Origin of the sequence: Rhodococcus sp. PML026 (assembly GCF_000963615.1) — a bacterium.
Taxonomy (GTDB): Bacteria; Actinomycetota; Actinomycetes; order Mycobacteriales; family Mycobacteriaceae; genus Rhodococcoides; species Rhodococcoides fascians.
The window spans coordinates 281114-294634 of the sequence record NZ_KQ031376.1 but is presented as its reverse complement, the minus strand read 5'-3'; the positions used below and the strand labels follow the sequence as shown (position 1 = coordinate 294634).

The 13521-nt window shown below is 64.9% G+C and carries 11 protein-coding genes; 9 read left to right on the top strand and 2 right to left on the bottom strand.

Translation table 11 applies throughout. The features are described from left to right. Positions 1-73 precede the first annotated feature (73 nt). Both VF34_RS20890 and VF34_RS20885 read right to left on the bottom strand, forming a co-directional pair. A complete protein-coding gene (locus VF34_RS20890; RefSeq protein WP_231578256.1) occupies positions 74-1273 on the bottom strand; it encodes a DDE-type integrase/transposase/recombinase in 1200 nt (399 codons plus the stop codon). Between the two features lie 144 nt (positions 1274-1417). Next, entirely contained in the window at positions 1418-2590 is a 1173-nt protein-coding gene (locus VF34_RS20885; RefSeq protein WP_032373922.1) for an acyl-CoA dehydrogenase family protein, read from the bottom strand. A gap of 81 nt (positions 2591-2671) precedes the next feature. On the opposite strand from VF34_RS20885, the gene VF34_RS20880 reads away from it, so the two are divergent. The 9 genes from VF34_RS20880 (at position 2672) to VF34_RS20840 (ending at position 13432) form a co-directional block, all read left to right on the top strand. Continuing rightward, complete coding sequence (locus tag VF34_RS20880; RefSeq protein WP_032365667.1) at positions 2672-3844, top strand: cystathionine gamma-synthase; 1173 nt, start codon at positions 2672-2674, stop codon at positions 3842-3844. After that, complete coding sequence (locus VF34_RS20875) at positions 3841-4611, top strand: glutamate racemase (protein ID WP_032373921.1); 771 nt, start codon at positions 3841-3843, stop codon at positions 4609-4611. The genes VF34_RS20880 and VF34_RS20875 overlap by 4 nt, the downstream gene beginning before the upstream one ends. 84 nt (positions 4612-4695) lie before the next feature. Next, positions 4696-5928: an MFS transporter gene (locus VF34_RS20870; RefSeq protein WP_032373920.1), complete on the top strand. Its 1233-nt coding sequence runs from the start codon at positions 4696-4698 to the stop codon at positions 5926-5928. Positions 5929-6126: 198 nt separating this feature from the next. Beyond that, positions 6127-7398, top strand: coding sequence for an NDMA-dependent methanol dehydrogenase (gene mdo / locus VF34_RS20865; RefSeq protein WP_027496261.1), 1272 nt, complete (start codon positions 6127-6129; stop codon positions 7396-7398). A gap of 82 nt (positions 7399-7480) precedes the next feature. Further along, positions 7481-8518, top strand: coding sequence for a MadB family AAA-type ATPase (locus VF34_RS20860; protein WP_032373919.1), 1038 nt, complete (start codon positions 7481-7483; stop codon positions 8516-8518). After that, on the top strand, positions 8515-10032 hold the full coding sequence (madC, locus tag VF34_RS20855; RefSeq protein WP_032373918.1) for a MadC family VWA domain-containing protein: 1518 nt from the start codon (positions 8515-8517) through the stop codon (positions 10030-10032). Before VF34_RS20860 ends, madC begins: the two co-directional genes overlap by 4 nt. 186 nt (positions 10033-10218) lie before the next feature. After that, complete coding sequence (locus VF34_RS20850; RefSeq protein WP_045842105.1) at positions 10219-11406, top strand: iron-containing alcohol dehydrogenase; 1188 nt, start codon at positions 10219-10221, stop codon at positions 11404-11406. Further along, positions 11403-12755, top strand: a complete 1353-nt coding sequence (locus VF34_RS20845; RefSeq protein ID WP_045841999.1) for a MadS family sensor histidine kinase — start codon at positions 11403-11405, stop codon at positions 12753-12755. The genes VF34_RS20850 and VF34_RS20845 overlap by 4 nt, the downstream gene beginning before the upstream one ends. Continuing rightward, entirely contained in the window at positions 12752-13432 is a 681-nt protein-coding gene (locus tag VF34_RS20840) for a MadR family response regulator transcription factor (protein ID WP_027496266.1), read from the top strand. Before VF34_RS20845 ends, VF34_RS20840 begins: the two co-directional genes overlap by 4 nt. The last annotated feature ends 89 nt before the right edge of the window (positions 13433-13521 follow it).

Here is a 13521-nt window from a genome sequence, read left to right as displayed (position 1 = left end):
CTTCGTAGCAGGCTACGTGTGCTGTCTTGATACATGTGGGACACGGGTGTCTCGATACATGTGAGACACGATTCTAGGCTGCGGGGCGGTGGAGTTGTCCTTGGTAGCGCTTGTCGGTGTTCAGGTGCAAGTGGCCGAGGACTTCTCCGCTGGCCGTGTAGGTGGTGATGTGGTTGCCGTCGCGCAGGACGGTCACGCGAGTGTGTGCGTGGGGCCGTCCGACCGAGATCGTGTGGTCGCCGACGGAGATCACGCCGGAGCCGGAGACGGAGTGGGTGCCGACTGTGGCGTCGACCTGGGTGGGTAGGTGCTGCGGGCCGCCCAGGGTTGTTGCGCGGTTCCATGCCTGCTGCGGGGGCATGTTCACGGCACTGTGGCGGCGGTCGTTGTTGTAGAACTTCTGGTAGCGGTTGCACGATGTCTGCAACTCGGCGGTGGTGGCGGGCCGGGTGGGTTGGTCGGTGAGCCACTGTTTGAAGGTGCGGTGGTGGCGTTCGACTTTGCCGTTGGTCTGAGGGTGGTACGGGCTCGAGTGAATGAGCCTGGCACCGGACCCGGTGACGAACGCGCCGAACTTCGAGCGGCCCTTCGACGCGGTCGCGCAGAATGCCATTCCGTTGTCGGACAACACGATTGCCGGTACTCCGTAGTCGGTGAACGCTCTGCCGATGGCGGTGATGGCTCCGGCGGTGGTCTCGGCGTGGCAGACGTACGTCGCGACGAGGGTGCGGGTGCAGTCGTCGAGAACTTCGAAGACGGTGGCTTTCCCGCCGCCGGAGAGTACGACTTCGGTGGCGTCGATCTGATAGCAGTCACGGGGCCGGGCGTATTGGAACCGGCGGTAGGACGATTTGGGTCGCTTCTTGGGTTCCGGGGTCACCAGGCCGTGGCGGGTGAGGATGTTGTTGATGGTCGATCGGGCCGGGACCTTCCAGCCTTTGCCGGCCCAATCATGTTCGGCGGCAATCTTGGTCAGCTCGTAGCTGATGTTGTCGGCACCGTTGTCGCGGCCCAATTTGCCGCGGAGCGCGATGATGCGGGCTTCGATGGTGTCGGGGGTGCGTGTCGGGCTCGAGCGGGGCCGGCGGGAGTCGAGTTCCCACCGGCCCCGTTCTCGGATCCGGGCGGCGTGACGGTTGGCGGTACTGCGGGAGAGCCCGTGGTCGGCGCAGAAGCCTGACAGGCCTCGTTCGTCGAAGACGTCGGCTCCCTCGATGATCCATGCGGTCAAGGTGGCGTCGAGCAGGTTCATCCGGGCATCCGATCTGGCCATGGATTACTCCATAGCCGGTCACAGTGCCCCGCAGCATCATCACAGCCCGTGTGTCACATGTCCGTGGACATCTCGTGTCTCATATGTCCCCAGACTGAACACGTAGCAGGCTACGAGGTTCCGCTCACAAGCGGCGCAGCCGCCTTATCGGAAAGCGCTGGAGCCCGTCAGCGCCTGCCCGATCACGAGTTGATGGACCTCGGATGTGCCCTCGTAGGTGAGGACGGATTCGAGGTTGTTGGCATGCCGGAGTACGGGGTATTCCAACGTGATTCCGTTGGCGGCCAGGATGGTTCGGCATTCACGAGCGATCTTGATGGCCTCGCGCACGTTGTTGAGCTTGCCGAGTGACACTCGCTCGCCCGGCAGTTCGCCCTTGTCCTTGAGCCGGCCCAGATGCAGCGCGAGCAGTTGACCCTTGCCGAGTTCGAGCGCCATGTTCGCGAGCTTGGCCTGGGTGAGCTGGTATCCGGCCAGCGGCTTGTCGAACACCGCGCGGGTCTTGGAGTACTCGACGGCCGATTCGATGCAGTCCCGCGCCGCGCCCATCGCTCCGAACACGATGCCGAACCGGGCCTCATTGAGGCAGCTCAACGGTCCGCTCAGGCCGCGGGCCTCGGGCAGCATCGCGTCGGCCGGGAGACGGACGTCGTCGAACACCAGCTCGCCGGTGATCGACGCGCGCAGAGACAGCTTCTTCTTCACCGTGTTGGCGGTGAATCCGGGGGTGTCCGTGGGGACGACGAAACCCCTGACCTTGTCGTCGGTCTGAGCCCACACGACGGCGACGTCGGCGACCGGACCGTTGGTGATCCACATCTTGCTGCCGTTGAGAATCCAGTCGTCACCGTCGCGCTTGGCTCGGGTGAGCATGCCGCCGGGGTTGGACCCGAAGTCGGCCTCGGTGAGACCGAAGCAGCCGATGAGCGAACCCTCGGCCATCCGCGGCAGCCACTGCTGCTTCTGTTCCTCGGACCCGTACTTCCAGATCGCGAACATCGCCAGCGAGCCCTGCACCGAGACCAGTGAGCGGATGCCGGAATCGATGGCTTCGAGTTCGAGGCAGGCCAGGCCGTACGCCGTCGCCGATGTTCCGGCGCAGCCGTAGCCCTCGAGGTGCATGCCGAGCAGGCCGAGCGAGCCCAGCTCCTTGGCAAGTTCACGCGCGGGAACGGTGCCCTCGTCGAACCAGTCGGCGATGTGTGGTCGGATGCGTTCGTTGCCGAACTTGCGGACGGTGTCCCGGATCTGACGTTCTTCGTCGTCGAGGAGGGAATCGATCGCGAACAGTTCGTCGACGCTCTGGGAGTTGGCCACGGTGCCTCTTTCCGCTGGGGGTTGTCTTCGCAGGTTACCCACGCCCCTGCCGGGCGACGCAGGCCGATTAGTGTGGAGGCCATGAGTGAGCAGCGCAGCAAGGCAGACAACACCTCCTGGCAGGGCTTTTCCACGAAGGCGGTCCACGCGGGTTACGAGCCCGATCCACTGACCGGCGCGGTCAACGTGCCGATCTACGCCAGCTCCACCTTCGCGCAAGACGGGGTCGGCGGAATGCGTAGCGGATTCGAGTACGCGCGCACCGGCAACCCGACGCGTCGGCCGCTCGAGGCCAACCTCGCAGCCATCGAATCCGGTACCTACGGTCGCGCTTTCTCGTCGGGCATGGCCGCTACCGACTGCATGCTGCGGTCGGCGCTGCGTCCCGGTGACCACCTCGTCATTCCCAACGACGCCTACGGCGGCACGTACCGATTGATCGACAAGGTCTTCACCCAGTGGGGCATCGAGTACTCCGTGGCTGCGGTCTCGAACGTCGACGAGGTCCGCGCCGCGATGCGTCCGAACACCAAGTTGGTGTGGGTCGAGACGCCCACCAACCCGTTGCTCAACGTCGGTGACATCGAGGCGCTCGCGGGTGTCGCGCACGAGGGCGGGGCCAAGCTGGTCGTCGACAACACGTTCGCGTCTCCCTATCTGCAGCAGCCGTTGTCCCTCGGTGCCGATGTGGTGCTGCACTCGACGACCAAGTACATCGGTGGCCACTCCGACGTCGTCGGCGGCGCTCTGGTGACCGACAGCGAAGAGCTCGACACCGCGTTCGCGTTCCTGCAGAACGGTGCCGGGGGCGTTCCCGGACCGTTCGACGCATTCCTGACCTTGCGCGGCATCAAGACCCTCGCGTTGCGGATGGAACGGCACAGCGACAACGCGGAGAAGATCGTCGAATTCCTCGACGGGCATCCGGCCATCTCGCAGGTCATCTACCCCGGCCTCGAGTCGCACCCGTCTCACGCGGTGGCCGCGAAGCAGATGCGACGGTTCGGCGGCATGGTCTCCGTGCGGCTGGCCGGCGGCAAGCAGGCCGCTCTCGATTTCTGCGCGAAAACCGAGATCTTTACTCTCGCAGAGTCTTTGGGCGGCGTCGAGTCGCTCATCGAGCATCCCGGCGCGATGACGCACGCGTCGACTGCCGGTTCGCTGCTCGAGGTCCCGGACGACCTGGTGCGTCTGTCCGTCGGTATCGAGGACGGTGCCGATCTGGTGGGCGACGTCGAGCAAGCACTGGCATGATCGTCGCACTGATCGACTCGGGGTTGGGAATGCTCCCGACGGCTGCTCACCTGCGTGAGTCGCGTCCCGAGCTCGATCTGGTGCTGATGATGGATCCCGACAACGCTCCGTGGGGTCCGAAGCCGGATGCGTGGGTGATCGAGCGGGTGGTCGGTACCGCTCGGCATGCCGTCGAACTCGGAGCCGAGGTCGTGGTGCTGCCGTGCAACACGGCCAGTGTGACGGCGTTGAGCCAGGTGCGGGCTGCGCTCGGTGATTCGATCCCCGTGGTGGGGACGGTCCCGGCGATCAAACCCGCAGCGGCGGTCAGTGATCGGATCGCGATCTGGGCGACGGCGGCCACGACGGCAAGTGCGTACCAGGCCCGGTTGATCGACGAATTCGCCTCTCGTCGGACGGTGACCAGCGTGGCCTGCCACGGCCTGGCCGATTCGATCGATCGCGGAGACTCGACCGGAATACGTGCGGCCATCGACGCTGCGGTGGCCGCCACTCCCGACGACGTCGAGTCCATCGTGTTGGGGTGCACCCACTACCCGTTGGTGCTGGACGAGATCGTCGCGCGTCTGCCGGACGGCGTGACGATGTTCGACAGCGCGGCGGCTGTGGCCAATCAGACGGTGCGGCGCGCGGACGAGGTCGGTTCGGCGCGGGCCGGCACCGGATCGGTCTCGGTGTGGCTGAGCGGCATCGAAGGCGTACTGCCGGAGAGTGCACATCGTTACCGCGAGGCGACGGTGCTACTCGACGGTGCGCGGGCCCGGTAGTTCCGCGCCGCCGGGGAATGCCCGGTGGGTTCGTGCGTTGTCTTTCACTGAGGTAACGGTTGTTGCAGTGGAGGGAATGAGCACATGGTCGGTGTCGACACGCGGGACGTACAGGGCAGAGCAGCGGCGCGGATTCCGCATCGGTATGCCTTCTGGGTGGTCGGCGTCGCCTTCATCGTGCTCATGGCGTCCTCGGCTGCACCGTCGCCGCTGTACCCGGTGTACCAGCAGTCGTGGGGGTTCAGCGCGATCACCCTCACGGTCGTTTTCGCCGTCTATGCGCTGGCGCTGCTGCTGACTCTGCTCACGGTGGGAAGTCTGTCGGACCACATCGGACGCAAACCGATCCTGGTCGCGTCACTGCTGCTGCTGATCGTCAGTCTGGTGTTGTTCATCGTCGCCGACAGTGTCCCGGTGTTGATCGCTGCTCGCGTCGTGCAGGGAATCGCCGCAGGCGCGGCAACGGGTGCCATGAGTGCGGCCATCATCGATCTGCAGCCCACCGTGTCGACCGGCCCGCTGCTCAACAGCGTCGCCCCCTCCTTCGGTCTGGCGGCAGGCGCGATCGGGGCCGGTTTGCTGGTGCAGTTGGCGCCGGCACCCGAAATTCTCGTGTTCGCCCTGTTGATCGCCGCCGCGGCAGTACTGGCCGTGGCCCTGCTGTTCGTGCCGGAGACGTCGGCGATGCGCGGCTTCGATTCCCGACGTCACCTGGCGTCGACCCTGCTGCCGCGAGCCTCGCTGCCGAAGTCGGTGCGGGCACCGTTCGTGGTCATTGCCCCTGCCCTGTTCGCGACCTGGTCGCTCGGCGGGTTCCACCTCTCGCTGGGCCCGTCGATCATCGGCACCGTCTTCGGTATCGACAACCACATCGTGGGCGGCCTGGAGATCTTCTCGCTGTTCGCCTCGGGCTCGGTAGCAGCTGTCGTCGTGCGCAACGGGCTTCCTCGCACGGTGATGATGATCGGCGCGTCGGTGCTCGCAAGCGGCGTCGCGCTGACCTTGGTGTCGGTCGAAATCGGCTCGGTCGCGCTGTATTTCGTCGGCGCTGTCGTCGCAGGATCGGGCTGGGGAGCAACGTTTCTCGGTGCGATGCGCACACTCGGTTCGTTGGTCCCCGCTGCGGTGCGAGGTGGCGTGTTCGCCACGACATTCGTCATCAGCTACCTCGCCTTCAGCCTGCCTGCGGTGATCGCCGGTCTCGCCGTGCACCGGCTCGGATTGAGCACCACGGTCGAGGTGTACGGGGCGTTCGTCATAGCTCTTGCACTGATCTCGGTCGTCGGGTTCTCGGTTGTGCAACGACGAAATCGTTAGCGCAGCAATCACTCCTCGATCTCCCCTCCCGAGGACGGGCACCACGCACTGCCCAATCGGATAGTCCGGCAGCGGTGTTGGAACGGTTCTACCCTGCAGGTGTTCCGATCTCCTCTCGGTGCGGCCATGGTGGTCATCAGTGAGACGCCGATCACACACCCCAGGCGTTTCCTGACCACACTCACCGAGGAGACACCGATGGCAATCGAGCTCAATCAGATCTGGGAATTCCCCATCAAGGAGTTTCACCCGCTGCCCCGCGCCAAGCTGGGGGTCGGCGCTCACGACATGATCGGCGTCGAGGCGAAGGAACTCGGATTCAAGCGTGCCCTGCTCGTCACCACCGGACTGCGCGGATCCGGGATCATCGAGGAACTGATCGGCAAGATCGAATACCAGGGCGTCGAGGTGGTTCTCTACGACAAGGTCGAGTCGAACCCCAAGGACTACAACGTCATGGACGGTGCCGCGCTCTACCAGAAGGAGAAGTGCGACAGCGTCATCTCCGTCGGTGGCGGCTCCAGCCACGACGCGGCCAAGGGCATCCGCGTCGTCGTTGCCCACGACGGCCGCAACATCAACGAGTTCGAGGGATTCTCCAAGTCCACGAACAAGCAGAACCCACCCCATATCGCCGTATCGACCACCGCCGGAACGGGTTCGGAGACGTCCTGGGCGTACGTCATCACCGACACCTCGGACATGGAGAAGCCGCACAAGTGGCTCGCCTTCGACGAGGCGTCGACACCGACTCTGGCACTGGACGATCCGCTGCTCTACTACACCTGCCCCCAGCAATGGACCGCGTTCTGTGGCTTCGACGTTCTGGCACACGGTGCCGAGCCGTACGTGTCGCGTCTCGATTTCGCGCCGTCGCTGGGCAACGCGATCTACTCGATCGGCCTGGTGTCCAAGCACCTTCGCGAGGCCGTCTACGACCCGGGCAACCTGAAGGCTCGCGAGGGCATGATGAACGCCCAGTACATCGCCACGCAGGCGTTCAACTCCGGCGGACTCGGTGTCATCCACTCGATTTCCCACGCGATCAGTGCGTTCTACGACAGTGCTCACGGCCTCAACAACGCCATCGCTCTGCCGCGCGTGTGGGAGTACAACCTGCCTTCGCGCTACGAGCGCTATGCGGAGATCGCCGTGGCCATGGGCGTCGACACGAAGAACATGACCACCGTCCAGGCGGCCGACGCGGCAGTCGAAGCCGCCATCCGGCTCGCGAAGGACGTCGGCATTCCCGACAACTTCGGGTCGATCCGTTCCGCGACGTACGACAAGAACCGGATGAACACCGGCAAGTACGCCGGTAAGGGCGACGTGATCAAGGGTGACGAGAAGTCGGTACTCAAGATCTCCGAGCACATCCAGGAAGACTGGTGCACCCCGGGTAACCCCCGCGAGGTCACCGTCGAGTCGATGATTCCGGTCGTCTCGCACGCGATCAACGAGTCGTACTAATGCTGCGCAGTGGTGCGGTTATGTGCCCCGGGCGGCGCATAACCGCACCACTGCGGCTCCGCCGCTCTTCGAAGGGAAACACATGATCTCGCTGTCGACAGTGCGTAGCGACGACACCGACACCGTTCGATTCACCGACGCTGCCGACCTGCGGAGGGCGCTCGCCGAGCAGGATTACATCGCCGACGACGACCTGGCGACCGTGGTGCATCTGGCGACAGCGCTCGATCGCCCGCTGCTGCTCGAAGGACCGGCGGGTGTCGGAAAGACGGAGCTGGCCAAATCGCTTGCTGCGGCGAGCGGCCGCAAGTTGGTGCGCCTGCAGTGCTACGAGGGGCTCGACGACAACCGAGCCCTGTACGAGTGGGATTACGCCAAACAACTTCTGCACGTGCAGATGCTGCGTGAACACATCGGTGCGCTGACCCAGCACGTCACCGACATCGACGACGCCTCGAAGATGCTCGCCGCCAAGGACTTCGGCCTGTATTCCGAGCCGTTCCTCTCGGTGCGTCCGCTGCTGGAATCGATCCTGTCCGAGGAGCCGGTGGTTCTTCTCGTCGACGAGGTCGACCGCACTGAGGAATCCATGGAGGCGCTGCTGCTCGAGGTGCTCGCCGAGAAGCAGGTGACCATTCCCGAGGTGGGCACCTTCACCGCACGAAGTGATCCGTGGGTCATTCTGACCTCCAACGACACTCGCGAGCTGTCTTCCGCCCTCAAACGCCGCTGCCTGCACTTTCATCTCGACTACCCCTCTGCCGAACGGGAACGGGAGATCGTCACCGCCCGCGCTCCGGAGGTACCCGATCGGGTCGCAGCCGACATCGTGGCGCTGGCAACCGAACTGCGGGCGCTGCCGCTGCGCAAGAGCCCATCGATCTCGGAGGTCATCGACGCGGCTCGTATCGCGTCGGTCCTCGGCCACACGGAGGACACCCGCAAGTATCTGCTCGCCGCGCTGGTCAAATACTCCTCGGACATGAAGATCGCGATGGCAGGCCCGGCGACGGAGACAGCCTCTGCAGCACCATCTCTCGGAGCCGTCGTCAACACGACTGCGACGGCGTTCCGGGGTCATGGTGGACGGGACAAGGGCGGCATCGGGATTCGACGATGACTGCGGTCGAGCCGTTCGCTCCGTCGGTGGTACTCGACGTGCTGTCGGCAGTGTTCGGCCGGACGCTGCGGCGGTTCGGAGTGGCGGCGTCGCCGGCCGAGGTCATCGAAGTCCGACGCGTGCTCGGGCTCCTGGGGGCAGGTGACCTGACGGTTCTACGCGCGGCGTTACGCGCCACGTGCGCGAAGTACGATCACGAACAGCAGGGATTCGATCTCGCGTTCGACTCGCTGTTCGCAGTCGGCTCGAACGCTGTTGTCCACGAACACACTTCGCCGGTCGGCGCGCAGGTGGCGGGCGGCCTCCCGACCGATCTCGACGTGGGAGCCGACCAGGAGGCGGCGAAGTACGCCGAATACAACGAGCGTGCCGTCGAGATCGGAGATCTGCTCGACGCCCCCGAGGCCGACAAGGGCTTCAACCCACACAAGGACGACGACGACATCAGTCTGTCGTCGGAGGATCACGATCTGTCCATCGATACCGATGGCGACATGGGTCGACGGGGCGTGACCTACACCGTCGATCTGGAGCGTTCCGGTTCGACGGCTGCAGGGGAGTTGGCGTCGAGCACGAGCGGAGCGGTTGCAGGGCAACTGAACTGGGAGGATCCGGCAAGTATCCTGGCATGGTTCGATGCCTACGATCCCAGTAGCGTGTACGGCGATGGCGGAGATTCCGGGCCGCTGAGCGCGGCGATGTTGGACAGGATCACCGATGCCGTCGAAGCCTTCGTCGCAGCTCTGGGTGAGTTGACCGGGACGATGTCGTCACCGGTGCCGGTCGACGGCGCAGGGCGGGGGATCGACAGCCATGCCGAGATCGAGCGCGCAAGTCACGAAGTGTTGCGGCACATGCGCGGGACTCCTCGGCCTCGGCCTCGCGAACACTCTCGGGGCCCGCTGGACATGCGTCGCACGGTTCGGTCGAGCTTGCGCACGGACGGCATTCCGTTTCGGTTGGTCACCAGGACACCGGTTCCGGACAAGGTTCGATTGTTGGTGCTGGCGGACGTCTCGTTGTCCGTTCGCCCGATCACCGCATTCACGCTCAGACTTGCCCAGGCGATGCACTCGCGTGCGCATCGCTGCACTGTGATGGGCTTCGTCGATTCTCCGGTGGACGTGACGACCACCTTGCTCGGGAGTACGGGCGACGGTGCTCTGGCTGCAGTACTCGCAGATGCGCGATTGGACCTCGAAGCGAGCAGCGATTACGGCAGGACCTTCGCGGACCTGCTGGACTCGCATGGGGAGGTGTTGAACAAGCGCACCGCGGTGATCATCGTGGGGGACGGTCGGTGCAACGGACGGCCGCCCGGACTCGATGCGTTGGAGAAGATTCGGTCCAAGGTGCACCGCATCGCCTGGATCACTCCCGAAGCTCGTCGTTACTGGGCGCAGGCCGCGTGCTCGATGGAGGAGTACGAGCCATTCTGCGATCGAGTGGTGGTGGCACGAGACGGGGAACAGTTGGCGGCGCAGGCCGCCGATCTGGGGCATGCGCTGTCATGACCCGACCCGTCACACCGCTTACCTGCCCGATCGGGTAGGTAGGAACCTGGCCCGGTGCTGGTGGGAACGGACCGTCTGCGCTCGTAAGGTTGTAACCTGAATCACAGGTCCGGTTCGTGTTCGGATCGAAGGACAGCGAGGGTGTGAACGGTGGACCAGGCAGCTACTGCGAACGTAGGCAAGGCGCTGCACGATCTCGATACTCGGCGCAGCCGAGCCGAGACGCCACGTGTCCTCAAGTTCCATGCGCCCGAGATCGTGTTCGGTCCGGATTCGCTCGGAGAGGTCGCGCATGCGACGCGTCGTCTCGGTGGGGTACGGCCGATGCTCGTCACGGACGCCGGCTTGATCGAGAGTGGCTGGGCCGGGCAGCTCGTCGACCTCCTTCTTGCGCAGGGGCTCGAGCCCCAGGTCTGGAGCGCACTGACGCCCAATCCCAAGGACGTCGAGATCGAGGCCGGCCACGGTTACTACGCGGACTTCGGCTGCGACGTGTTGGTGGCGATCGGGGGAGGGTCGGTGATGGATGCGGCGAAAGGGATTGCCGTCCTCGCCGGCAACGGCGGTCGAATCCTCGACTACGAGGGGGTGGATCGGGCCACCCGGCCGATCCCGCCTCTGGTGATGGTGCCCACGACATCCGGCACCGGAGCCGACGTCTCGCAGTTCTGCATCGTCACCGATACCGCACGCTCGACGAAGATCACCATTCTCGGCCGAGCCCTGGTACCGGACATCACGGTGATCGACCCGATGTTGCTGACCACGATGCCCGAATGGCTCAACGCCGCAACCGGTTTGGATGCTCTGACGCACGGGATAGAGGCGTTCGTGTCGTTGGGTCACAACCAGCTCACCGACCATCATGCGCTCCGAGCCATCACCATGGTGATGTCACAGTTGGCTCGCACCATCGACGAGCCGACCGACATGGTTGCACGAGGGTCGATGGCGCAGGCGAGTCTGGAGGCCGGCCTGGCATTCACGAACGCGATACTTGGTGCGACGCACGCGATGAGCCACCAGGTGGGCGGGCTGCTCGATCTCCCGCACGGGGTGATCAACGGTGTGCTGCTGCCGCACGTCATTCGTTTCAACGCTGCCGAGGATCCGTTGCCGTACGTGGCCATCGCGATGAGTCTCGGGCTGCCCGAGGGCAGGGCCAGGCCGGAGGAGGCCGCAATGGCCGTGGCCGATCGAGTGGACCGCCTCGCTCGTCAGGTCGGTGTTCCCGCCGGCCTGGCCGAGATCGGCGTCAGCGAGTCCGATCTCGATGTGTTGGCCACCAACGCATTACGCGATGCATGCATGTCCACCAACCCGCGCTCGGCCACTCACCGCGAGATGGTCGATCTGTTCAGGACTGCACTGTGACGTCGGGACCCGACCTCTCGTTGCTGACGGGACTGCGTTCGGGCAAGAACACGTTCTACCCCCAGTATCGCGGCGCTGCGGAACGTTTGGAACGCGTCGTCTATGCGCTGGAACTGATCTCGCGAGCGCTGGTGCGCACGGTCGACGGTCCGGAAACGCTGGTGTGCGCTGTGGCCGAGGCGGCACGAGCCCATCTGAGTGCGCGCTGGGTCGTGTTCGCTCTCGCCGACGGGGCGTTCCCCGACGCCGGTCCTCGCAGATTGGTACTCGGACCCGACGCCACACCGTTTCTGGTCGACAACGTCGAAGGGCCACCGTTGCCGGACGACGTCGTCGACTGCCTCGAGTCGATCCGACAGTCGACGTGCGGCGACGGGCTGACCCCGGTGATCTCCGCCCATCACGCCTTCGTGCCGATCGCGTACGACGGGGGTGTCGTGGGCGCTTTTGCAGCGTGGACCGGTGAGCAACGTGTGCTGGACGCCACCGACGCCGCGGTGCTCAGCATCCTGGCCAGGCAAACCGCGGTGGCCCTGCAGAATTCGGCTCTGTTCCAGAGCCGAAGACAACTCCTCGAGCGCACCGAGAATGCCTACGCCGAGGCGAATCGAACAGCGGCCGACCTCGCCGCCCGCAATGCCGAACTCCTGCTGACGCAAAGACAATTGGGTGCCGCGCATCGGCATCAGGTGCTCGACGATGAACGGCATCGCATCGCGCGCGAACTGCACGACAGCGTGACCCAGGCCGTGTTGTCGGCCGGTATGCAGATCGAGGTCTGTCGCAGCGACATCTCGGCGGAAGAGCGCAGTGACAGGCTGGATCTGGCCAAGGATCTGACGCGTCGGGCAGTGGATCAGCTGCGGTCGGCGATCTACGCGCTCAATCACCCTCAGGACGCCGACCGAACGTCGCTTCCCGAAATGCTCGAACAGCTTTCGGTGGTCCACATGCCCGACGAGTTGCAGGTCTCGCTGCGGGTGGAGGGAACTCCCGTCGAGTTGAGCAGCGAATGCGAGCATGCTTTGCTCCGCATCGCCGGAGAGGCGTTGTTCAACACTGCAGTGCACGGACATGCATCCCGGGCCATTCTTCGATTGAGCTACTCGCTCGATCAGGTACAGCTGTCGATTGCCGATGACGGTGACGGCGATCCGGCGCACTTGCGCATGATGCTGCACATGGCCGAGTCCACCGACGTCGACGGCCGCCACCGCGGGTTGGCGAACATGGCGGCGCGCGCCCGCGAACACGGCGGGGTCTTCGAGATCCGCCGTGCCCGCACCGGGGGCGTGCGAGTGGCAGTGCGTATACCGCTCGACCCGAATTCCACGAAGGGCACAGCATGAGCGTCACAGTGGTACGAGACGGTTCGCCTCCGGCGGCGCCGCCCAGGGTTCGGATCGTCCTGGTCGACGATCATGCGATTCTGCGCGACGGGTTACGGTCGGTGCTCGAACGTGAGTCCGACCTGACGATCGTGGGGGAGGCGTCGACGCGGGAGGAGGGCTTGGCCGTCGTCGCTCGGGTCACACCCGACATCGTGCTGATGGACCTCAAGCTCTCTGCCAGCTCCGATTACGAGGGTCTCGCCCTGTGTGCGCAGTTGTCCAAGGCGCACAACGGAATCGGTCTACTCGTCTTGACGACGTTCCTCGACGATCGTCTGGTGGTGGAGGCCGTGCATGCCGGTGCCCGGGGATATGTGGTCAAGGACGTCGACACCACCGAGTTGGTTCGCGCGATCCGCGCGGTGTCGCGCGGTGAGAGTGCGTTCGATTCCCGGAGCGCCTCGGCCGTCGTTCGTTCACTCAACGGCACACCGAGCAGCATCGAGCGGCTGACCGAGCGTGAGCTCGAAGTGCTCCGGCTACTGGCAACGGGTCTGTCCAACAACATGATCGGAACGCGGTTGTTCATCTCGGCGACGACGGTGAAGTTTCACGTCAGCAACATCATGCGCAAACTCGCGGTGTCCCGCCGTGCCGAGGCCGTCTATGCCGCGAGTAAACAGGGATTGATCTGAGCGATGAGCCTTCGGGCACAGAGTGCAAAGTAGACGGCGCTCGGCGTCCTGTCGGGAGCGTCCTCGCGGTGCAGGCTACGGATAACACA